Origin of the sequence: Stenotrophomonas sp. TWI809, assembly GCF_039673205.1 — a bacterium.
Taxonomy (GTDB): domain Bacteria; phylum Pseudomonadota; class Gammaproteobacteria; order Xanthomonadales; family Xanthomonadaceae; genus Stenotrophomonas.
Genome location: NZ_JBDJLE010000003.1, coordinates 95,803 through 114,987, shown reverse-complemented (window position 1 = coordinate 114,987; position 19,185 = coordinate 95,803). Strand labels below are relative to the sequence as shown.

General features: G+C 67.0%; 24 protein-coding genes. 3 read left to right on the top strand and 21 right to left on the bottom strand.

All coding sequences use genetic code 11. The features are described 5' to 3' along the window. Positions 1-32 precede the first annotated feature (32 nt). The 8 genes from hflX to rlmE all read right to left on the bottom strand — a co-directional run bounded on the left by hflX (position 33) and on the right by rlmE (position 7,201). Complete coding sequence (gene hflX / locus ABE472_RS03605; protein ID WP_313217881.1) at positions 33-1,343, bottom strand: ribosome rescue GTPase HflX; 1,311 nt, start codon at positions 1,341-1,343, stop codon at positions 33-35. A 26-nt stretch (positions 1,344-1,369) separates the two neighbouring features. Next, positions 1,370-1,651 (bottom strand): RNA chaperone Hfq, encoded by a 282-nt coding sequence (hfq, locus tag ABE472_RS03600; RefSeq protein WP_123728913.1) that lies wholly within the window; start codon positions 1,649-1,651, stop codon positions 1,370-1,372. Positions 1,652-1,758: 107 nt separating this feature from the next. Then, the gene (miaA, locus tag ABE472_RS03595) at positions 1,759-2,712 is read right to left on the bottom strand and encodes a tRNA (adenosine(37)-N6)-dimethylallyltransferase MiaA (protein ID WP_346465505.1); all 954 of its coding nucleotides are present in this window, start codon (positions 2,710-2,712) and stop codon (positions 1,759-1,761) included. After that, the gene (gene folP / locus ABE472_RS03590) at positions 2,712-3,611 is read right to left on the bottom strand and encodes a dihydropteroate synthase (protein WP_346465503.1); all 900 of its coding nucleotides are present in this window, start codon (positions 3,609-3,611) and stop codon (positions 2,712-2,714) included. The genes miaA and folP overlap by 1 nt, the downstream gene beginning before the upstream one ends. 57 nt (positions 3,612-3,668) lie before the next feature. Continuing rightward, positions 3,669-4,160 carry a hypothetical protein gene (locus ABE472_RS03585; RefSeq protein WP_313217875.1) on the bottom strand — a complete coding sequence of 164 codons (492 nt, stop codon included), beginning with the start codon at positions 4,158-4,160 and terminating at the stop codon, positions 3,669-3,671. A 119-nt stretch (positions 4,161-4,279) separates the two neighbouring features. Beyond that, positions 4,280-4,465 (bottom strand): hypothetical protein, encoded by a 186-nt coding sequence (locus ABE472_RS03580; RefSeq protein WP_019183322.1) that lies wholly within the window; start codon positions 4,463-4,465, stop codon positions 4,280-4,282. A 103-nt stretch (positions 4,466-4,568) separates the two neighbouring features. Beyond that, positions 4,569-6,515, bottom strand: a complete 1,947-nt coding sequence (gene ftsH / locus ABE472_RS03575) for an ATP-dependent zinc metalloprotease FtsH (protein WP_313211994.1) — start codon at positions 6,513-6,515, stop codon at positions 4,569-4,571. 53 nt (positions 6,516-6,568) lie between these two features. After that, positions 6,569-7,201 carry a 23S rRNA (uridine(2552)-2'-O)-methyltransferase RlmE gene (rlmE, locus tag ABE472_RS03570; RefSeq protein WP_121041780.1) on the bottom strand — a complete coding sequence of 211 codons (633 nt, stop codon included), beginning with the start codon at positions 7,199-7,201 and terminating at the stop codon, positions 6,569-6,571. Between the two features lie 65 nt (positions 7,202-7,266). On the opposite strand from rlmE, the gene yhbY reads away from it, so the two are divergent. Then, positions 7,267-7,572, top strand: coding sequence for a ribosome assembly RNA-binding protein YhbY (gene yhbY, locus ABE472_RS03565; protein WP_019183325.1), 306 nt, complete (start codon positions 7,267-7,269; stop codon positions 7,570-7,572). Positions 7,573-7,585: 13 nt separating this feature from the next. Next, positions 7,586-7,960, top strand: a complete 375-nt coding sequence (locus tag ABE472_RS03560) for an Mth938-like domain-containing protein (RefSeq protein WP_346465501.1) — start codon at positions 7,586-7,588, stop codon at positions 7,958-7,960. 52 nt (positions 7,961-8,012) lie between these two features. On the opposite strand, the gene ABE472_RS03555 is transcribed toward ABE472_RS03560, so the two are convergent. Genes ABE472_RS03555 through surE form a run of 4 tightly spaced genes read right to left on the bottom strand, consistent with a single transcriptional unit; the run spans position 8,013 to position 10,876 of the window. Next, on the bottom strand, positions 8,013-8,792 hold the full coding sequence (locus ABE472_RS03555) for a peptidoglycan DD-metalloendopeptidase family protein (protein ID WP_313211998.1): 780 nt from the start codon (positions 8,790-8,792) through the stop codon (positions 8,013-8,015). Then, positions 8,789-9,403: a YqaA family protein gene (locus tag ABE472_RS03550; protein ID WP_121041774.1), complete on the bottom strand. Its 615-nt coding sequence runs from the start codon at positions 9,401-9,403 to the stop codon at positions 8,789-8,791. The genes ABE472_RS03555 and ABE472_RS03550 overlap by 4 nt, the downstream gene beginning before the upstream one ends. Positions 9,404-9,422: 19 nt before the next feature. Continuing rightward, the gene (locus tag ABE472_RS03545) at positions 9,423-10,100 is read right to left on the bottom strand and encodes a protein-L-isoaspartate(D-aspartate) O-methyltransferase (RefSeq protein WP_121041772.1); all 678 of its coding nucleotides are present in this window, start codon (positions 10,098-10,100) and stop codon (positions 9,423-9,425) included. Further along, positions 10,097-10,876, bottom strand: coding sequence for a 5'/3'-nucleotidase SurE (surE, locus tag ABE472_RS03540; protein WP_313217870.1), 780 nt, complete (start codon positions 10,874-10,876; stop codon positions 10,097-10,099). The genes ABE472_RS03545 and surE overlap by 4 nt, the downstream gene beginning before the upstream one ends. A 186-nt stretch (positions 10,877-11,062) precedes the next feature. Between surE and ABE472_RS03535 the strand changes: the two genes are divergently transcribed. Beyond that, positions 11,063-11,602, top strand: a complete 540-nt coding sequence (locus ABE472_RS03535) for a Smr/MutS family protein (RefSeq protein WP_346465499.1) — start codon at positions 11,063-11,065, stop codon at positions 11,600-11,602. 224 nt (positions 11,603-11,826) lie between these two features. Here ABE472_RS03535 and truD read toward each other — a convergent pair whose 3' ends face one another. From truD to ABE472_RS03490, 9 genes are all read right to left on the bottom strand, one after another. Further along, positions 11,827-12,864, bottom strand: a complete 1,038-nt coding sequence (gene truD / locus ABE472_RS03530; RefSeq protein ID WP_346463713.1) for a tRNA pseudouridine(13) synthase TruD — start codon at positions 12,862-12,864, stop codon at positions 11,827-11,829. Further along, positions 12,861-13,358, bottom strand: coding sequence for a 2-C-methyl-D-erythritol 2,4-cyclodiphosphate synthase (gene ispF / locus ABE472_RS03525; RefSeq protein WP_123728899.1), 498 nt, complete (start codon positions 13,356-13,358; stop codon positions 12,861-12,863). The genes truD and ispF overlap by 4 nt, the downstream gene beginning before the upstream one ends. Before the next feature lie 37 nt (positions 13,359-13,395). Then, entirely contained in the window at positions 13,396-14,094 is a 699-nt protein-coding gene (gene ispD, locus ABE472_RS03520; RefSeq protein ID WP_313212036.1) for a 2-C-methyl-D-erythritol 4-phosphate cytidylyltransferase, read from the bottom strand. After that, positions 14,091-14,441: a cell division protein FtsB gene (gene ftsB, locus ABE472_RS03515; protein ID WP_121041759.1), complete on the bottom strand. Its 351-nt coding sequence runs from the start codon at positions 14,439-14,441 to the stop codon at positions 14,091-14,093. Before ftsB ends, ispD begins: the two co-directional genes overlap by 4 nt. A 4-nt stretch (positions 14,442-14,445) precedes the next feature. Beyond that, on the bottom strand, positions 14,446-15,732 hold the full coding sequence (gene eno / locus ABE472_RS03510; RefSeq protein WP_121041757.1) for a phosphopyruvate hydratase: 1,287 nt from the start codon (positions 15,730-15,732) through the stop codon (positions 14,446-14,448). A gap of 71 nt (positions 15,733-15,803) precedes the next feature. Continuing rightward, positions 15,804-16,217: a hypothetical protein gene (locus tag ABE472_RS03505; protein ID WP_346465497.1), complete on the bottom strand. Its 414-nt coding sequence runs from the start codon at positions 16,215-16,217 to the stop codon at positions 15,804-15,806. Next, complete coding sequence (kdsA, locus tag ABE472_RS03500) at positions 16,217-17,047, bottom strand: 3-deoxy-8-phosphooctulonate synthase (protein ID WP_088433181.1); 831 nt, start codon at positions 17,045-17,047, stop codon at positions 16,217-16,219. The genes ABE472_RS03505 and kdsA overlap by 1 nt, the downstream gene beginning before the upstream one ends. Before the next feature lie 105 nt (positions 17,048-17,152). Continuing rightward, positions 17,153-18,817 carry a CTP synthase gene (locus tag ABE472_RS03495; RefSeq protein ID WP_313212006.1) on the bottom strand — a complete coding sequence of 555 codons (1,665 nt, stop codon included), beginning with the start codon at positions 18,815-18,817 and terminating at the stop codon, positions 17,153-17,155. Beyond that, positions 18,814-19,074, bottom strand: a complete 261-nt coding sequence (locus ABE472_RS03490) for a hypothetical protein (RefSeq protein ID WP_313212007.1) — start codon at positions 19,072-19,074, stop codon at positions 18,814-18,816. The genes ABE472_RS03495 and ABE472_RS03490 overlap by 4 nt, the downstream gene beginning before the upstream one ends. Between the last annotated feature and the right edge of the window lie 111 nt (positions 19,075-19,185).

The window sequence follows — 19,185 nt, the reverse complement described above, 5'->3', positions numbered from 1 at the left end:
TCATGGGCGCCAGCCGGCGGCCGGCACCCGCATCACCATTCCGGAAGCTTTTCCGGAAGCATCGCGCGGATCGGTTCGCCGCCCTCCCCAGCCGCCAGCTTCTCGGCCTCGGCGATCGGGATCTCGACCTGCAGCAGCCAACCGTCTTCGTCGGTGGCTTCGCTGCGCACGACCTCCAGCTGATGCAGGCGCGAACGCAGGCGACCGGCACTCGGCGGCAGCCGCAGCTCGCCACTGACGTGCTGCAGGCCCAGGCGCTTGCCCAGCACGGACTGCAGGAGCGGCAGGCCAACGTTGTCGCGGGCGGAAATCCAGACCCGCTCGCGGCGCGCGTTGTCGGGGATGCCGTCCTGGGCATCGTGACGCACGTCGGCCCCGTCGATGCGGTCGATCTTGTTGAACACCAGCAACTGCGGCAGATCGCCCGCGCCGATGGCGGTCAGCACTTCATCCACCTGTGCGATGCGCTCCTCACGGTGCGGATCGGCCGCATCGACGAGGTGCAGCAGGAAGTCCGCTTCGCGGGCTTCGGACAGGGTCGACCGGAACGCGGCCACCAGATCATGCGGCAGGTCGCGGACGAAGCCGACGGTATCGGCGAGCACCACGCTGCCGCCCGGCAGCGCGATGCGGCGCACGGTCGGGTCCAACGTCGCGAACAACTGGTCCGCAGCGAAGGCCTCGGCGCCAGTCAATGCGTTGAACAGGGTCGACTTGCCGGCGTTGGTGTAGCCCACCAGCGCCACGCGCGGCAGCTCGCTGCGCAGGCGGGCACGACGCATCTGGGTGCGCTGCACTTCCACCTTTTCCAGCTTCTTCTGCAGCTGCTCCACCCGCTTCTGCAGCAGGCGGCGATCGGTTTCCAGCTGGGTTTCACCCGGGCCGCGCAGGCCGATGGAACCACCACGCTGGCGCTCCAGATGGGTCCAGCCGCGGATCAGCCGCGTGGACATGTGGCGCAGCTGCGCCAGCTCCACCTGCAGCTTGCCTTCGTGGCTGCGCGCACGCTGGGCGAAGATATCCAGGATCAGCCCGGTGCGGTCGATCACGCGCCGTTCCAGGAACCGCTCCAGGTTGCGCTCCTGCCCCGGCGACAGCGCATGGTTGACCAGGATCAGGTCGGCGCCGGTGGCATCGGCCGCGGCCTTGACCTCGTCCAGCTTGCCGCTGCCGATCAGGATCGACGGATTGGGCCGATCGATGCGCGCGGTCAGCGTGGCCGCGATGCTGGCCCCGGCGGAGCGGGCCAGATCGGTGAACTCTTCAAGCACGTCATCTTCGAGCCGGCCGGCATGCGGCTGGATCAGGAGTGCGTGTTCGCCTCGCTTGGAACGGTCAAACACGCAGTTCTCCAGAATTCTTCACGCAGTCACTCAACGTCGTCATCACCTTGGACGCCATCGGCGCCATCATTGGATTGCACATAACCACCTCCGGGCCCGACCTTCACGTTGCGCGCGGGCACCACGGTCGAGATGGCGTGCTTGTACACCATCTGGCTCACCGTATTGCGCAGCAGCACCACGAACTGGTCGAACGATTCAATCGTTCCCTGCAGCTTGATGCCATTGACCAGATACACCGACACCGGCACGCGTTCGCGCCGAAGTGCATTCAGAAACGGATCCTGCAGCGATTGCCCCTTGGACATTGCACACTCCTGATTATTGTTTTTATGGTCTTCCGGCAGTTACCACGGCCCCCGCCGCCCGCCGGAACCCTTGATGGTACACGGGGTGGGCGAATGAAGGCGTGGACTCAGCGTGCGACGAAGGTCGACACCGCATCCGCCAGGGAAGCCCTGTCTAGATGGGGATCGAACCAGCGCGCATCAAGCTCCCCGCGCAGCCAGGTCAGCTGGCGCTTGGCGAGCTGGCGGGTGGCCTGGATGCCGCGCTCACGGAACGCCTCGGCCGTGCCCTGCCCGTCCAGATACTCCCAGGCCTGCCGGTAGCCCACCGCCCGCACGGCCGGCAGATCCAGCGGCGCGGCCACCTCGGCCATCGCCGGCAGGGCCCGCAGGGCGTGGACTTCGTCCAGGAAGCCGTGATCCAGCATCGCGTCGAAACGGGTTTCGATGCGCTGGTGCAGCACCGTGCGCTCGCGCGGCGCGAGAATCAGTTTGAGCGGCCGTACCGGCAGCCGGTCGACGCCGGGCAGCTTCTGCCATTCGCTGATCGGGGTACCGGTCAGCCGATGGACTTCCAGTGCCCGCTGGATGCGCTGCGGGTCGGTGGCGTGAATGCGCTTTGCCGCGGCCGGATCGATGCCGGCCAGTTGGGCATGCATTGCCGCCCAGCCCTGCTCGGCCGCCTCGGCGGCAATCTGTGCGCGCACCGCCGGATCGGCCTCGGGCATCGGCGACAGGCCCTGTAGCAACGCGCGGAAATACAGCCCGGTGCCACCGGCGAGGATCGGCATGCGACCCCGCGCGATGATGTCGCGGACGGCCCGCGCCGCGTCGCTGGCGAACTCCGCCGCCGAATAGGTCTGCCACGGGTCGCGCACATCGAGCAGATGGTGCGGCGCCTGTGCGCGCTCGGCCGCATCGGGCTTGGCCGAGCCGATATCCAGCCCGCGATAGACCAGCGCCGAATCGACGCTGACGATCTCACCGTCCAGCTGCTGGGCCAGTGCGATCGCGGTGGCGGTCTTGCCTGACGCGGTCGGGCCCATCACCGCGATCGCCAGCGGGCGCTGATCGACGGCCATCAGTCCTCGTCCGGCCAGCGCGGCATCGCCGGGGCGGCGGACACCCGCGGCATCGGCACGGCATCGACTGCGGCCCACACCTTCAGCGCATCGACCGTGGCGGCGACATCGTGCACACGCAGCAGCATCGCGCCACGCTGGGCCGCGATCAGGTGCGCGGCGACCGAACCGGCCACGCGGTCACGCGGCTGCTCACGACCGGTCAGTTCACCGATGCTGCGCTTGCGCGACAGGCCGGCCAGCATTGGCACGCCCAGCTCGAGGAAGCGCTCCGAACGCGCTAGCAGGATCATGTTGTGTTCGGTGGTCTTGCCGAAGCCGAAGCCCAGATCGATGATCAGATGCTTCTTGGCCACGCCGGCCATCTCGGCCTGGAACATGCGCTCGGTCAGGAAGCGATGCACCTCGGCGACCACGTCATCGTAGTGCGGGGTGTCCTGCATGCTGCCCGGCTCGCCCTGCATGTGCATCAGCACCACCGGCACGCCGAGTTCGGCGGCGGCGTCCAGCGCACCGGGCTGGCGCAACGCATGGATGTCATTGATCAGGCCGGCACCGGCCGCGACCGCTGCGCGCATCACCTCGGGCTTGAAGGTGTCGATGCTGATCGGCACGGTGGTTTCGCGTGCCAACCGCTCGATCACCGGGATGACCCGGCGGAGTTCTTCATCCAACGGCACCGGCGCACTGCCTGGCCGGGTCGATTCACCGCCGATGTCGAGCAGGTCCGCGCCCTCGGCCACCAGTTGCAGGCCGCGCGCGACCGCAGCCTCCACGCTGTCGTGGTCACCGCCGTCGGAGAAGGAATCCGGGGTGACGTTGACGATGCCCATGACCCGCGGGCGATCCAGCCGCAGCAGCCGGCCGCCGCAATCGAGCTGGGGGGAGATATCGAACATGGGCAGATCCACGAAGTACGCCAGCGCGTAGTTTACGCTGGCGCACCGGACCGGCTGTCAGAGGTCGCCGAGGCGGGCCCCATCGACCGGCTTGGCCAGCCAGATCGCCAGATCGTTGCCGATCGCATTGACGGTGCGTTCAAGCACGTCGCAGGAGCCCTTGAAGCCGGCAAACGCGCCACCGCGCGACACACGGCGTGCGGTGACCGTGGCCACCTGCTGGCCGTTCTCGAACAGCACGCCGCGCACGGCCGCCGACTTGAAGTGGCCGGTGAACGCATTGCCTGCGCTCTGCGCTTCCACCAGCTCCAGCTTCAACGCGTGCCCGCTGCCGGTGTTCACCGGATCACTGCCGAAGACGATGGTGTTGCCATGCGCCGGGGCATTCTTGCCCAGCGCGGTCGCCAGCTGCGCGCCCATCCGGCACTCGGCCTTGATGTTCTCGGCAATGATCGCCGACTCGTTGAACGGCACCGGATCCTGCACGTGGATCTCGGCCGCCATGACCGGCGTGGCACAGCACAGCAGCGCAGCAACGGCTGCGCGCATCGAATGACGCATGAACATCCCCCTGGAAAGTGTGTCGGCCGATCCCCCGGCCATGCCCGACCGCGGCATGCGGCGCGGGCACGCGCATCGTGCCCACTGCCGGCCGCGCACGCAAGCATTCAGCGCTGGCGGCGCTTGCGCTCCACGTAGACGGTCTTGGCGATGCTCATCAACACGCCAACCGCGATGCCGATGCCGGCGCCGAGCAGGAAGTTGTCGCGGGTCAGGCCGATGGCCACGCCAATGATCGTGGCGATCACCATTTCAGTGGTGTGCGAGATCGGCTGCGGCGGGGGTGCGGACATGACGACTCCAGAACGAGGGGCGAAAACGGACCGTCATTATGACCTGCCCGAAACGACGAAGGCCGGGTTTCCCCGGCCTTCGTCACTTACGTGGGCAACACCCTCAGATCTGCTCGGCAGGACCGGCGATCGGCGACACGGGACGGGCATCGCCCCCCTTGTCGTTGTTGTTGCCGCCATCCTTGTTGCTGGCGGACTTGTCCCAGCCCATCGGCGGCGGCGGATCACGGCCTTCCATCACGGCATTGATCTGCGGCGCATCGATGGTCTCGTACTGCAGCAGCAGCTGCGACATCGTGTGCAGCTTGTCGAGATTGGCCGTCAGCAGTTCGGTGGTACGGGCGTACGCCTTGTCCAGGATGCTGCGGACCACTTCGTCGATGCGGCGCGCGGTGTCATCCGACACGCTCTTGTGCTGCGTCACCGAACGGCCGAGGAACACTTCATCGTCCTCTTCACCGTAGGCGATCGGGCCGAGCTCATCGGACAGGCCCCACTTGGTGACCATGTTGCGGGCCATCTTGGTGGCGCGCTCGATGTCGTTGGAGGCACCGGTGGTGACCTTGTCGGTGCCGAAGATCAGCTCTTCGGCCACACGACCGCCGTACAGCGAGCACAGCTGCGATTCGATCGCCACCCGGTTCATCGAGTACTTGTCGCCTTCCGGCAGGTACATCGTCACGCCCAGCGCACGACCGCGGGGAATGATGGTGACCTTGTAGACCGGATCGTGCTCGGGCACCAGACGACCGACGATGGCGTGGCCAGCTTCGTGATAGGCGGTGAGCGTCTTTTCTTCTTCGCTCATCGCCATTGAACGACGTTCGGCACCCATCAGGATCTTGTCGCGGGCACGGTCGAAGTGGTCCATGCGGACTTCCTTCTCACCGCCGCGCGCGGCGAACAGTGCTGCTTCGTTGGCCAGGTTGGCCAGGTCCGCACCGGAGAAGCCCGGGGTACCGCGCGCGATCACCATCGGCTCGACATCGTCGGCCAGCGGCAGCTTGCGCATATGCACCTTGAGGATCTGCTCGCGGCCCTTGACGTCCGGCAGGCCGACCACGACCTGGCGGTCGAAACGGCCCGGGCGCAGCAGCGCCGGATCCAGCACGTCGGGACGGTTGGTGGCGGCGATGACGATCACGCCCTCGCCTCCCTCGAAGCCGTCCATCTCGACCAGCAGCTGGTTCAGGGTCTGCTCGCGCTCGTCATGACCGCCGCCGAGACCGGCGCCACGGTGGCGACCGACGGCGTCGATTTCATCGATGAAGATGATGCACGGCGCCTGCTTCTTGGCCTGCTCGAACATGTCGCGCACGCGGCTTGCGCCGACGCCGACGAACATTTCCACGAAGTCCGAACCGGAGATCGAGAAGAACGGGACCTTGGCTTCACCGGCGATCGCGCGGGCCAGCAGCGTCTTGCCGGTACCCGGCGGACCCACCATCAGCACGCCGCGCGGAATCTTGCCGCCCAGCTTGGTGAACTTGGTCGGGTCGCGCAGGAAATCGACCAGTTCGCCGACTTCTTCCTTGGCCTCGTCGCACCCGGCAACGTCGGCGAAGGTGACCTTGATCTGGTCCTCGCCCTGCAGCTTGGCCCGCGACTTGCCGAAGGACATTGCGCCCTTGGCCCCGCCGCCACCGCCCTGCATCTGGCGCATGATGAATATCCAGAAGCCGATGATCAGGATCACCGGGAGGAAGTTCATCAGGATCGCGCCCAGCGAGATGCCACTGGAGGGCTCCTCCTGGACGATTTCCACGTTCTTGCCGCGCAGCACGTTGATCAGGTCGCGATCGAACGGGGCGGTGATGGTGGCCGACTGGCCGCCACGGGTGGTGTAGGAAATCTGATTGGTGCCGCCACGCATGTCACCGCTGAAGGTCACCTTCTGGACGTTGCCGCTGTCCACCTGGTCCAGGAACTGCGAGTACGTCGCGCCCTGTGCGCCGGCTCCGCTGCTCTTCGGCGAGAAGCTCTGGAAGACCACCATCAGCACGACGGCGACGACCACCCATAGCAGGAGGTTCTTGGTCAAGTCGTTCATCCTCATTGGCTCCGGTGTTCCTCTAATTCCTGACGCGATTCGTATGGTTGAGCTTACTTGATCTGCGCGCGTTTTCCCTGCCCCAAGGCGTACACCTCGGGCGAGCGCTTCCGGGAGGCTTCAGGCTTGCGGATCACTACTTTGTCGTACCGGCGGCGCATTTCGCGCACGTAGTCGTCAAAGCCCACGCCCTGGAACAGCTTGATCAGGAACGCGCCACCCGGCTTGAGATGGTTGTCGGCAAAATCCAACGCCAACTCCGCCAGGTGCATCATCCGCGGTTGGTCCACCGCATCCATTCCACTCTTATTGGGGGCCATATCCGAGAGCACAAGGTCTACCGGCTGATCCCCCAGCATGGCTTCGAACTCCGATAGGACGGCTTGCTCCCTGAAGTCACCGTGAAGGAACTCCACGCCGGCCAGCGGCGGCATCTCCAGGATGTCCAGCGCCAGCACCCGGCCGGTATCGCCGATCTGGCGGCGGACCTGCTGGGACCAGCCACCCGGGGCGGCGCCCAGATCGACCACGACCATGTGCGGCTTCAGCAGCCGATCGCGCTGCAGCAACTCCTCCAGCTTGTAGGCCGCGCGCGAGCGCATGCCCTCGGCCTGGGCCTTCTTCACGAAGGGGTCGGCGAAGTGCTCTTTCAACCAGCGTTGACTGCTTTTGCTACGGGTTGCCATTGAGATGCGGGTCGGATGGGGAGGTCATGATACCCTGATCGCCCCAGTTAACCGCTTGTTCCTGAATGGCTATCGCCCTGACTTCTTCCCAAACCCGTTTCCTCCGCGGCCACGCGCATGATCTGAAAGCCCTGCTCCAGATCGGCGGCAAGGGGGTGACACCGGCCTTCCTGGCTGAACTGGAAGAGGTGCTGGAGCGCCACGAGCTGATCAAGGTCAAGGTTGCCGCCGAAGACCGCGAGGCCCGCGACGCCCTCATCGCCGAGCTGGTCAGTGCCAGCGAAAGCGCGCTGGTGCAGCGTATCGGCCACGTGGCCGTGCTGTACCGCCCGAGCAAGGAACAGCGCCAGATCGTCCTGCCGCGCGGCTGATCCCGGAACGCCCATGCAGCTGAGCCACGAAATCCCCGACTACGCCTACGCCCTGCGTGCCGCCGATGGCCGCAGTGCGAAAGTGAATGACCGGACCCTGGCCGCGAGTTTCATCCTCGCCCCGGACACGTTGATCGAAGCGTGGCCGGTGGCCAATATCGCCCAGTTGACCCCGGAAGACCTGCAGCCGGTGCTGGCACTGAACCCCGCGCTGGTGGTGCTGGGCACGGGCGATACCCAGGTGTTCCCGCCGGCCGCGGTCATGGCCGCGTGCCTGACCCGCGGGATCGGCCTGGAAGTGATGAACAACCCGGCGGCGGCACGGACCTTCAACATCCTTGCCAGCGAGGGCCGCAAGGTGGCCGCGGCGTTCATCCTGAAGGGGTGAGACCGGGATTTCCGTTCAGAAAAGGCCGCCCTTGAGGCGGCCTTTTTCGTGCTTACTTCGGCGGCAGGTACAGCAGCGGGTCGACCGGCTTGCCGTTGTAGCGGATCTCGAAGTGCAGCATGTCGCGTGCGGCGCCGGTGCGGCCCATCTCCGCGATCTGCTCGCCGGCCTTCACGCTCTGGCCTTCGTTGACCAGGCGCTTGCGGTTGTGACCATACGCTGACAGCCACTGATCGCTGTGCTTGATGATGATCAGCTCACCGAAACCGACCAGGCCGGCACCGGAGTAGACCACCACGCCGGCGGCGGTCGCGCGGACCGGCTGGCCACTGGTGCCGGCAATGTCCACGCCCTGCTTGGTCGCTTCACCGGCGACGAAACGGCCGACGATCGCGCCATCGGCCGGCCAGCGCCAGCTGATGTTGCTCTTGATCGCGGTGGTCGGCGACGGGGTGGCGGCCGGCGCGGTGCTGCCCGGCCGCGGCGCGGTGACCACGGTGGTCGGCGCGCGGGCCGGACTGCCACCACTGCCGCCCGGGAACAGCCGCAGCGACTGCCCCGGATAGATCGTGTAGGGCTCGGCCAGCCCGTTCCAGGCGGCCAGATCGCGCGGGGTGATGTTGTGGATGCGCGCGAGTGCATACAACGTGTCGCCACGACGGACGACAGCGGTCTGGCCGGGCTTGGCCACAGAGGTCTGCGGGGTGCTGTGGGCCACACCGCCCGAGCCCGAAGGCCGCACCACGGTGGCGGTGCCACAGGCGCTCAGCGCCGACACCACCAGCAGCAGCGCGCCGGTGCGCACTCCCTTGCTCAAACGATCAGCACTCATGCGAACTTCGCTCTCCATACAAGCCAGGCCACCAGCACGACCACCAGCGCGGTCGCGATCCAGCCCAGCGGTTCAATCCAACGGCGCAGCGCAGCTTCCGCGCGCGGCCCGCCAATACGAATGACCGCCGCCAGCACGTACACGCGCTTGCCACGGCCGATCAACATGCTCAGGAAATACTGCGGCAACGGCACGCCGACGATACCCGATGCCCATGTGAAGACCTTCATCGGGATCGGCATGAAGCCGCCCAGCACCAGGAAGGTGAACACCGCCCAGGGCGACTCGGCCATCTTGGCCTGCACGATGGCGATGCCGCCTTCGATGCTGGTCAACATGCCCAGCGCGGCGAACACCGGCTTGAGCGCTTCAAAGGCGAAGTGGCCCAGCGCATAGCCGACCAGCGCACCGGCCATCGAACCGGCCAGGCTGAGCGTGGCGAACCACCAGCCGCGCTTGGGCTGGGCCACGCACATCGGGGCGAGCATCACCTCGGGCATCACCGGGAAGATGATCGCCTCGATGAAGCTCAACACCGTCAGATAGGTCGGCGCGCGCTCGTGCGCGGCCCACTTCATTGCCCGCTCGTACAGCGGACCAAAAATCTTCATGACGCAACGCTCCTTGGAATCAGTCCAGCATGCCAGACAGCAGCGGTACGAACGTGACCGGCGCCAGTACCTGCTGTTCAACACTGCCGTCATCGCGACGGGTCAACTGGATCAGCGACTGCGCGCCCGGGCCGCCGACCGGCGCGACCAGGCGGCCACCCACGGCAAGCTGTTCGACCAGCGCATCGACCAGCGCCGGTGCGGCCGCGGTCACCACGATCGCATCGTAAGGACCGTGCTCGGCCCAGCCGATGCGGCCATCGTCATGTTTGCTGCGGATGTTCATGCCCAGCGCACGGAAGCGCTTGCGCGCCTGGCGCAGCAGATCACCGATACGCTCGACCGTGTAGACCTCCAGCCCGATCGCGCCCAGCACAGCGGCCTGGTAGCCCGAGCCGGTGCCGACTTCCAGCACCTTCTTCGGCGCCGACTGCAGCACCGCTTCGGTCATGCGCGCGACCACCCAGGGCTGGGAAATGGTCTGCCCGTGCCCGATCGGCAGCGCGGTGTCTTCGTAGGCACGCGACGCCAGCGCTTCGTCGATGAACAGATGGCGCGGCACCACGCGGATGGCATTGAGGGTGGCTTCGTCGGCGATGCCGGCATCGCGCAGGCGATCCACCAGGCGATCACGGACCCGCTGCGAGGTCATGCCGATGCCGACGGCTTCGGGCTGCAGGCGCAGGCGCGGGGTCATGCCGGCCGGTCCAGCGCGTCGGTCAGCCCCGCCACCCAGCTGGCCACTTTCTCCAAGGCCTGGTAACGGGTGAGATCGACCTGGATCGGGGTGATCGAGATGTAGCCGTTGCGGACCGCGTGGAAATCGGTACCGGGGCCGGAATCCTGCTCGCGCCCGGCCGGGCCGATCCAGAACACCTCATTGCCGCGCGGATCGCGCTGGGCAATGCAGCCTTCGGCGCGGTGGCGGTTGCCCAGGCGGGTCACTTCAAAGCCACGGACCTCGCTCCACGGCAGGTCCGGCACGTTGACGTTGAGGATGGTGTCGGCGGGCAGCGGGTCGGCCTTGAGCCGGGTGACGATCTCGACCGCGGCGCGGGCGGCGGTGTCGAAGTTACGCGGCTCGTGGTTGTGCGTGACCAGCGACATCGCCACGGCGGGCAGGCCGAGGAATCGCCCTTCCATCGCCGCCGAGACGGTGCCGGAGTAGATGACGTCGTCGCCGAGGTTGGCGGCGTTGTTGATACCCGATACCACCATGTCCGGTTCGTACTCGAGCATGCCGGTCAGGGCCAGATGCACGCAATCGGTCGGGGTGCCGGCCACCGAGCAGGTGTAGTGGTCGATGCGCTTCATGCGGATCGGCAGGTCCAGGGTCAGCGAATTGCTGGCGCCTGAGCGATCACGATCGGGGGCGACCACGGTCACTTCATGACCGGCGTCACGTAAAACCGTGGCGAGCATCTTGATGCCCGGTGCATCGACACCGTCATCGTTGCTGACCAGAATCCGCATCTGCGATTTAACCGCTTGATTTTTCAAGACTTCGATTCCATCACTTCCCACTGTTGGCGGCGGTGGCCGTGCCCCCTTGGGAGCATGACGACCGCGCAAGTGCGTCCGCTATTGTGCCGCAAGCGGACAGATCGTCCTACCCCGATAACGGTAGGCATCGCCCTCCCCGCCCATTAGGCTGTACGCATGTCACATCCTGAAGACGAAGATCCTGCCGCGTTGTTCCGCGCCGCTATCGGCGAGGTCAAACCGCTGCGCAAGGTGGTCACCCCGCCGCCGGCCGCGCCGCGGCCGAAGCCGCGTGCACGGATGGCCGAGCAGGATGAACAGGACGCACGCGGGGAATTCGCCCGGCTGCTGCGCGACAGCAGCCCCCTGGAGGCTGGCGATACGGCCAGCTACCGGCGCGAGAACCTGCCGCCACGAATGTTCCAGCGACTCAAGCGCGGCCAGTACTCCGTGCAGGACGAACTGGACCTGCATGGTGCGACCGTGGCCCAGGCCGAGGCGCTGGTGCGGCAGTTCCTGGTGGAAGCGCATGCGCATGAGTACGGCTGCGTGCGCATCATCCACGGCAAGGGGCTGCAGTCCGATGGCGGCGCACCGGTGCTGAAGAATCTGGTCGATCGGCTGCTGCGCCTGCGCAACGATGTGCTGGCGTTTCATTCCGCGCCCGCCGGTCAAGGCGGGACGGGCGCGGTACTGGTGCTGCTGGCGAACCGGTAACGACGGGCCCGGAATCACCGCCATGCACCGCGCGCGGTAGAGCCGACCGTTGGTCGGCTGAGGTAGAGCCGACCGTTGGTCGGCTGAGGTGGAGCCGACCGTTGGTCGGCTGAGCGGTGCAGGTTTTCCGGTGCAGGGACGGAAGGCAGCCGACCAACGGTCGGCTCTACACAATTTCCGGTGCCGGACGGGAGGCAGCCGACCAACGGTCGGCTCTACGCGGCTCAGGTATCGGACTGGCTGGCGTCTTCCACCGGGCCCAACTCGTGCAGCACCGCGGTGGCATAGCAGCCCGGCGGCAGCGCGAAGCTCAGTTCCAGCACATCTGCGGCCAGCCACTGATGCTGCAGCATGGCCGGACGCAGGCGCAGCGCACGGCGCTCCTGCTTCAGGCGGGCGCCTTCCAGGCCGGCGCGCAGCGCGAGCGATTGCTCGTCCGCGACCGCGCCCAGTTCCAGTTCGGCGGCGGCGCCGGTGCTGCGCAGCTCACCTTCGCCCCACAACGGGCCGCTGGGGTGGATGTCGAAGCGGCCAAGGCGGTCGGCCAACAGATCCGTCCACGGCTCCGGGCCGAAGACACTGCGGCTGCCATCGAGCATCCAGACCTCGCCGTCCAGCGGCGTGTCCCAGTTGCCCTGCTCCACGCGCGCCGCCAGCACCTGGTTGAACAGTGCCGAGCGCGCGGCCGAGAGCAGCAGCGAGCGCTGGTCCGGGCGCATGCGGCGGCCGCCGAACATGGCCAGCGCAGCCGGCACGTTGCCGCCGTCGCGGCCGAAGCGCTGCTCACCGAACCAGTTCGGCAGGCCGCGCGAGGCGATATGGGACAGGCGCTCTTCGATGGCCGCGGCATCGCCGCGCACATCGCGCAGTACCAGCTTGAAGCGGTTGCCAGCCAGAGCACCGCGCTGCAGCTTGCGGTTGTGCCAGGTCGACTCGACCACCTCGATCTCGTCCGAGGCCAGCAGCGCCGGATCCGGCGCCACGCGCTTGGGCAGGTGCACGCTGAAGCGCTGCGTGGTGACCGCGTGCCGATCTTTCATGCCCGCGTAGCTGACCGCCATGTCCGGCAGGCCAGCCCACCTGGCCAGCACCTTGGCCACGTGCACGGTGTTCGCCCCGCGCTTGCGGATCGTCAGCAGCAGGTGCTCGCCCTCACCGCTCGGCTCGAACGCCGGCAGTTCGTCGACCTGGAAATCCTCGGGCGTGGTGCGGATCTTCGCACTGAGCAGCGGCGCACCGAACGCCAGCGGCAACGGGATCACAGGGCCACCAACAGCACGCTGGCCTGGGCGGCGATGCCCTCGCTGCGGCCGGTGAAGCCCAGCTTCTCCGACGTGGTGGCCTTCACGCTCACGCAGTCCAATGCAATGCCGAGCACGCCAGCGATGCGCTCACGCATGGCCAGCGCGTGCGGACCGACCTTGGGCCGCTCGCAGATCACGGTGATGTCGGTATTCCCGACCTGCCAGCCGCGCTCGCGCAGCAGCCCGTTGCAATGATCCAGCAGGTGCGCGCTGTCCGCGCCTTTCCAGCGCATGTCGGTCGGCGGGAAATGCACGCCGATATCGCCCAGCGCCAGCGCACCGAGCATGGCATCGCACAGGGCGTGCAGGATCACATCGCCATCGCTGTGCGCGAGCACGCCGCAGCTGTGCGCGACGCGGATGCCGCCGAGCATGATGTGATCGCCCTCGCCAAAGGCATGGACGTCGTAGCCCTGTCCGATGCGGAAGGGAGGAAACTGGGGGGTGGTCATTGCAAGAACCTGCGGTTGGGTGTGGCGCGTGCGGACGTCAGGGTTCGCGACGCGACAACACAAATTCGAAACGGGACAGATCAGCCGGGGTGGTGACCTTGAAGTTGTCTTCGCTGCCTTCCACCAGCAGCGGGCGCAGCCCCTGGCGCTCCATGGCCATGGCCTCGTCGGTGACCTCCACGCCGGCGTCAGCCGCCTCCTGCAGCGCGCGCGCCAACTGGTGGCGGCGGAACAGCTGCGGGGTCAGCGCACGCCACAGCCGTTCGCGCGGCTCGGTGGCATCGATACCGCCGTCATCGCCGGCACGCTTGAGCGTGTCGCGCACGGGCGCGGCCAGGATCGCGCCGACCGGGTCGGCACGGCCGACTTCCAGCAGGCGACCGAGATCGGCAGCGGCCAGGTTCGGGCGTGCGGCGTCGTGCACCAGCACGAAATCGTCCGCGCGCACGTCATCGGGCAACGCATGCAGGCCGGCCAGCACCGAGCCGGCGCGGGTGGCACCGCCGATGCAGGTCAGAATGGGTTTGTCCGCCAGTGACTGCCAGCCCGGCCAGTCGGCGTCGTTCTCGGCGACCACCACCATCACTCCGGCCACGACCGGGTGCGAGAGCAGCGCCTCAAGGGTATGGGCCAGCAACACGCGGTCGCCGGCCAGCAGATACTGCTTGGGTGTGGGCCCACCGAAGCGGGTGCCACGGCCAGCAGCGGGAACCACCGCCCAGATGCCCGCCATCAGGGCACATCCTGGTGCGGCGCATCCGGATCGGTGACGGCCGTCGGCGCGCGCGGTGGCGGCACCGGCGCGTCTTCGACCACGCGGTAGAACTTCTCGCCGGGCTTGATCATGCCCAGCTCGCTGCGCGCGCGTTCTTCGATGGCGGCCTCGCCTTCCTTGAGGTCCTTGACCTCGGCAGCAAGCGCATCATTGCGCTGCTGCAGGCCGGCGTTGTCCCGCTTCTGGTTCTCGACCTGGGCCTCAAGCATCATCACTTCGCCCGAGTTGCCCGGCCCAAACCAGAAGCGGTACTGCAGCCATCCGAGCAGCAGCGCGAGCACCAGCAGCAGCCAGCGCCAGTCGCGCATGGGATCAGCGCTTCAGCGACACGAACGCGTCACGACCGGCGTAACGCGCGCCGGCACCGAGGGCTTCCTCGATACGCAGCAGCTGGTTGTACTTGGCCACGCGATCACTGCGGCACAGCGAGCCGGTCTTGATCTGGGTGGCGGTGGTGGCCACGGCGATGTCGGCGATGGTGGTGTCTTCGGTTTCGCCCGAACGGTGCGAGACGATCGAGGCATAGTTGGCCGCGTGCGCCATGGCGATCGCTTCCAGGGTCTCGGTCAGGGTGCCGATCTGGTTGACCTTGATCAGGATCGCGTTGGCGGTGCCGGACTCGATGCCTTCCTTGAAGATCTTCGGGTTGGTGACGAACAGATCGTCGCCCACCAGCTGGACCTTGTTGCCGATGCGGTCGGTCAGCAGCTTCCAGCCGGCCCAGTCGTTCTCGGCCAGGCCGTCTTCGATGGTCACGATCGGGTACTGCGCAGCCCAGTCGGCCAGGAAGTCGACGAACTGCTCGGAGGTCAGGCGCTTGTTCTCGCCGACCAGGTTGTACTTGCCGTTCTCGTAGAACTCGCTGGAGGCCACGTCCAGGCCCAGCAGCACGTCTTCACCGGCGGTGTAGCCGGCCTTGCCGATGGCTTCCAGGATGGTGTCCAGTGCTTCGACGTTGCTGCGGAAGTCCGGCGCGAAGCCGCCTTCGTCGCCCACCGCCGTGCTCAGGCCGTGGCCCTTGAGCACCGACTTGAGCGAATGGAAGATTTCGGTGCCGGCACGCAGCGACTCGGAGAACGAGGTGAAGCCGACCGGCAGCACCATGAATTCCTGGAAATCGACGTTGTTGTCGGCATGCGCGCCGCCGTTGATGATGTTCATCATCGGCACCGGCAGGGTGACGTCGCGGCCGTTGGCCAGGTGCTGCCACAGCGCCTGCTTCTTCGAGGCGGCCACGGCGTGGGCATTGGCCAGCGAAACCCCCAGCAGCGCGTTCGCGCCCAGGCGGCCCTTGTTCTCGGTGCCGTCCAGATCGATCAGGCGGCGGTCGAGGCCTTCCTGGTCGGCGGCGTCGAAGCCCTTCAGCGCCGTGGCAATCGTGGTGTTGACGTTGGACACGGCGTTGCGCACGCCCTTGCCCAGGTAACGGGTCTTGTCGCCGTCACGCAGTTCCACGGCTTCCTTGGTGCCGGTCGAGGCGCCGGACGGCACCGCGGCACGACCGAACGAGCCGTCCTCGAGGATGACTTCGGCTTCCAGCGTGGGGTTGCCACGGCTGTCGAGGATTTCACGGGCGTGGATGCTGCGGATCGTGGTCATAGCGGGCCGGTTACCAGTCAGAGAGGGGGAGGCGCCGCCAACGCAGCGCCAAAAAAAAACATGCCGCGTGATTATCCCTGCACACCCGTCACTTGCCAAATCGGCAGGGTGGCGGGCGGCACCCCGGCCACGCTGGCGTGGCGCGAGGTCAGCGACGGGATCAACAACACCAGCATCAACAACGCCAGCAGGGCCAGCGCCACGCCGCCGCCGGCCGGTTGCCGGCGCAGCCGGAACGCGAGCACGCTGGCGGTCACGCAGGCCAGTGCGGCGGTGCCGGTCAGCGACAGCGTCGCCAACAGCATGGGCATCACCGCGCGCAGTGCGTTGTCGCCATCACCGGGCGAGCCCATGCTGGTGAACATCAGCACCACCAGCACGAACACCCCGCACCAGGTGGCGATCGCCGCGCCCAGCGCGATCCAGCCCCAGGTCCAGCCGCGCCAGCCGCGGCGCACCGCGGGGGACGCCGGAACGTCGGCCATCATGCGAAGCGCGAGAACCCGTGCTTCTTGGTGACCGCGTCGAGTTCCATCAGGGTTTCGAGCAGTTCTTCCATGCGGTCCAGCGGCCACGCGTTGGGGCCGTCGGACAGCGCCTTGGACGGATCCGGGTGGGTCTCGGCGAACAGGCCCGACACACCGACAGCGACCGCCGCACGCGCCAGCACCGGCACGAACTCGCGCTGGCCGCCGGAGCTGTTGCCCTGCCCGCCCGGCAGCTGCACCGAATGGGTGGCGTCGAACACGACCGGGCACCCGGTATCGCGCATCACCGACAGCGAGCGCATGTCGCTGACCAGGTTGTTGTAGCCGAAGCTGGCACCGCGCTCGCAGACCATGATGTCCTGGTTGCCGGTGGCCTTGGCCTTCTCCACGACAGGTTTCATGTCCCACGGGGACAGGAACTGACCCTTCTTGATGTTGACCGGCTTGCCGGTCGCGCACACCTTGGTGATGAAATCGGTCTGGCGGACCAGGAACGCCGGGGTCTGCAGCACGTCCACCACCGAGGCCACTTCGTCCATCGGGGTGTATTCGTGCACGTCGGTCAGCACCGGCACGCCGATCTGCTTCTTCACTTCGGCCAGGACCTTCAGGCCCTCCTCCATGCCCGGGCCGCGGAAGGCGGTGCCCGAGGTGCGGTTGGCCTTGTCGAAGCTCGACTTGAAGATGAAGTTGATGCCGAGGCGATCAGTGATTTCCTTCAACTTGCCAGCCACGTCCAGCTGCAGCTGCATCGACTCGATCACACACGGGCCGGCGATCAGGAACAGGGGCTGGTCCAGCCCGACGTCGAATCCACACAGTTTCATGGCGTTTCCTTGTTGTCCGGCGAACACTGGCCAGGCCAGCCGCCGTGGGTGATTAGCGCTCTGCAATGGGGGCACACGGCCCCCACTGCAAGTGCGGCATGCCGATCAGGCGGCTGCGTCCTGTGCCAGCTTGCCACCGGCCTTGCGCTCGCGCGCGGCACGGATGAAGCCGATGAACAGCGGGTGGCCTTCGCGCGGCGTGGACAGGAACTCCGGGTGCGCCTGGCAGGCCAGGAACCACGGGTGCTGGTCACGCGGCAGCTCGATGACTTCCACCAGGGTGTCATCCATCGACTTGCCGGCGATCACCAGGCCCGCATCTTCCAGCTGGGTGCGGTAGCGGTTGTTGAACTCGTAGCGGTGACGGTGACGCTCGGAGACCACGTCCTTGCCGTACAGCTCGCGGGCCAGCGTGCCCGGCTTCAGGCGCTGTTCCTGCAGGCCCAGGCGCATGGTGCCGCCCAGATCGCTCTTGTCGTCGCGCTTTTCCACATCGCCGGTGGCGGTGCGCCATTCGGTGATCAGGCCGATCACCGGGTTCGGCGACTGGCGGTCGTTCTCGGTGCTGTTGGCACCTTCCAGGCCGGCCACATGGCGGGCGAAATCGACCACTGCGGCCTGCATGCCGTAGCAGATGCCGAAGTACGGCACATTCTGCTCACGGGCGAACTGCGAGGTCAGCACCTTGCCTTCGAAGCCACGGTCGCCGAAGCCGCCCGGCACCAGGATGCCGTCGACATCCTTCAGCGCGGCCAGGTCGCTGTCTTCCAGCTCCTGCGCTTCGAGCCACTTCAGGTTGACCTTGGTGCGCTGGCGCAGGCCACCGTGCTTGAGCGCCTCGCCGACCGACTTGTAGGCGTCCTGGTGATCGACGTACTTGCCGACCACCGCGATGGTGACCTCGTCCAGCGGGTGCAGCGTGGCATCCACCGCCGCTTCCCACTCGGCCAGATCGACCGGGCCGGCCTTGTCGCCGAGCTTGAGCTGGTTGACCACGATGTCGTCCAGACCCTGCGCGTGCAGGCCCATCGGGATGCGGTACAGCACGTCCACGTCCGGCACGCTGATCACGGCGCGCTCGGAGACGTTGGTGAACTGGGCGATCTTGCGGCGCTCCGAATCCGGCACCACCTGCTCGGAACGACACAGCAGCACGTCCGGCTGGATGCCGATCGAGCGCAGTTCCTTGACCGAGTGCTGGGTCGGCTTGGTCTTCAGCTCGCCGGCCGCAGCAATGTACGGCACCAGGGTCAGGTGCATGAACAGCGCCTTCTCCGGGCCGCGCTCGGTGCGCACCTGGCGGATCGCCTCCAGGAACGGCAGCGACTCGATATCGCCCACGGTGCCACCGATCTCCACCAGCGCCACGTCGAAGCCTTCGGTGGCCTCGTCCATGCAGCGGCGGATTTCATCGGTGATGTGCGGAATGACCTGCACGGTGGCGCCCAGGTAGTCGCCGCGGCGCTCCTTGCGGATCACGTTCTCGTAGATGCGGCCGGTGGTGACCGAGTTCTTGCGGCTCAGGCGGGTGCGCACGAAGCGCTCGTAATGGCCCAGGTCCAGGTCGGTCTCGGCGCCGTCATCGGTGACGTAGACCTCACCGTGCTGGAACGGGCTCATGGTGCCCGGGTCGACGTTGATGTACGGATCAAGCTTCATCATCGTCACCCGCAGGCCGCGGGCCTCGAGGATGGCGGCAAGCGACGCGGCGGCAATGCCTTTGCCGAGCGAGGACACTACGCCGCCGGTTACGAAGATCAAGGGAGTCATGGCTGGGGGTGTCCTGTCAGGAAGGGGGAAACGGCGCCGGCGCGCAGGGCGACGGACGACGTAAAGGGGGAAATCGAGGCGATCCGGCTGGCGGCGGCGTCTTCACGCGCCAGGACCGGGATCAGGGGGGATGCGGTGCGGGAGTGGGTCAGCGACGTCGGGTCAGCCGTGCCGGCCGCTGTCTGGACCGTCACCTCCTGCCTACCCTGCTGGCGATCGCGCACGATCAGGCCAGTCCATTCGCTGATGGATGACACGCACTACTCCCGGAAAGCCATAGTTTACAGATTGACGGCCTCCAGCCCAAGGGGCGGATGACGGTCTTCACATAAAAAGAAGAGCCCCGGCGCGATACCGGGGCTCATGTT

Excerpts from the sequence above, each read along its gene's own strand:
- ABE472_RS03580 (WP_019183322.1), bottom strand. The coding sequence starts at position 4,465 with ATGTCCGCACCCCCGCCGCAGCCGATCTCGCACACCACTGAAATGGTG.
- ftsB (WP_121041759.1), bottom strand. The coding sequence starts at position 14,441 with ATGCGCGACTGGCGCTGGCTGCTGCTGGTGCTCGCGCTGCTGCTCGGA.
- miaA (WP_346465505.1), bottom strand. The coding sequence starts at position 2,712 with ATGGCCGTCGATCAGCGCCCGCTGGCGATCGCGGTGATGGGCCCGACC.
- ABE472_RS03550 (WP_121041774.1), bottom strand. The coding sequence starts at position 9,403 with ATGAAGATTTTTGGTCCGCTGTACGAGCGGGCAATGAAGTGGGCCGCG.
- rlmE (WP_121041780.1), bottom strand. The coding sequence starts at position 7,201 with ATGGCAACCCGTAGCAAAAGCAGTCAACGCTGGTTGAAAGAGCACTTC.
- folP (WP_346465503.1), bottom strand. The coding sequence starts at position 3,611 with ATGTTCGATATCTCCCCCCAGCTCGATTGCGGCGGCCGGCTGCTGCGG.
- ABE472_RS03495 (WP_313212006.1), bottom strand. The coding sequence starts at position 18,817 with ATGACTCCCTTGATCTTCGTAACCGGCGGCGTAGTGTCCTCGCTCGGC.
- ABE472_RS03535 (WP_346465499.1), top strand. The coding sequence starts at position 11,063 with ATGTCACATCCTGAAGACGAAGATCCTGCCGCGTTGTTCCGCGCCGCT.
- ABE472_RS03505 (WP_346465497.1), bottom strand. The coding sequence starts at position 16,217 with ATGGCCGACGTTCCGGCGTCCCCCGCGGTGCGCCGCGGCTGGCGCGGC.
- yhbY (WP_019183325.1), top strand. The coding sequence starts at position 7,267 with ATGGCTATCGCCCTGACTTCTTCCCAAACCCGTTTCCTCCGCGGCCAC.
- ABE472_RS03545 (WP_121041772.1), bottom strand. The coding sequence starts at position 10,100 with ATGACCCCGCGCCTGCGCCTGCAGCCCGAAGCCGTCGGCATCGGCATG.
- ftsH (WP_313211994.1), bottom strand. The coding sequence starts at position 6,515 with ATGAACGACTTGACCAAGAACCTCCTGCTATGGGTGGTCGTCGCCGTC.
- ABE472_RS03585 (WP_313217875.1), bottom strand. The coding sequence starts at position 4,160 with ATGCGCGCAGCCGTTGCTGCGCTGCTGTGCTGTGCCACGCCGGTCATG.
- hfq (WP_123728913.1), bottom strand. The coding sequence starts at position 1,651 with ATGTCCAAGGGGCAATCGCTGCAGGATCCGTTTCTGAATGCACTTCGG.
- surE (WP_313217870.1), bottom strand. The coding sequence starts at position 10,876 with ATGCGGATTCTGGTCAGCAACGATGACGGTGTCGATGCACCGGGCATC.
- kdsA (WP_088433181.1), bottom strand. The coding sequence starts at position 17,047 with ATGAAACTGTGTGGATTCGACGTCGGGCTGGACCAGCCCCTGTTCCTG.
- ispF (WP_123728899.1), bottom strand. The coding sequence starts at position 13,358 with ATGACCACCCCCCAGTTTCCTCCCTTCCGCATCGGACAGGGCTACGAC.
- eno (WP_121041757.1), bottom strand. The coding sequence starts at position 15,732 with ATGACCACGATCCGCAGCATCCACGCCCGTGAAATCCTCGACAGCCGT.
- ABE472_RS03560 (WP_346465501.1), top strand. The coding sequence starts at position 7,586 with ATGCAGCTGAGCCACGAAATCCCCGACTACGCCTACGCCCTGCGTGCC.
- ABE472_RS03555 (WP_313211998.1), bottom strand. The coding sequence starts at position 8,792 with ATGAGTGCTGATCGTTTGAGCAAGGGAGTGCGCACCGGCGCGCTGCTG.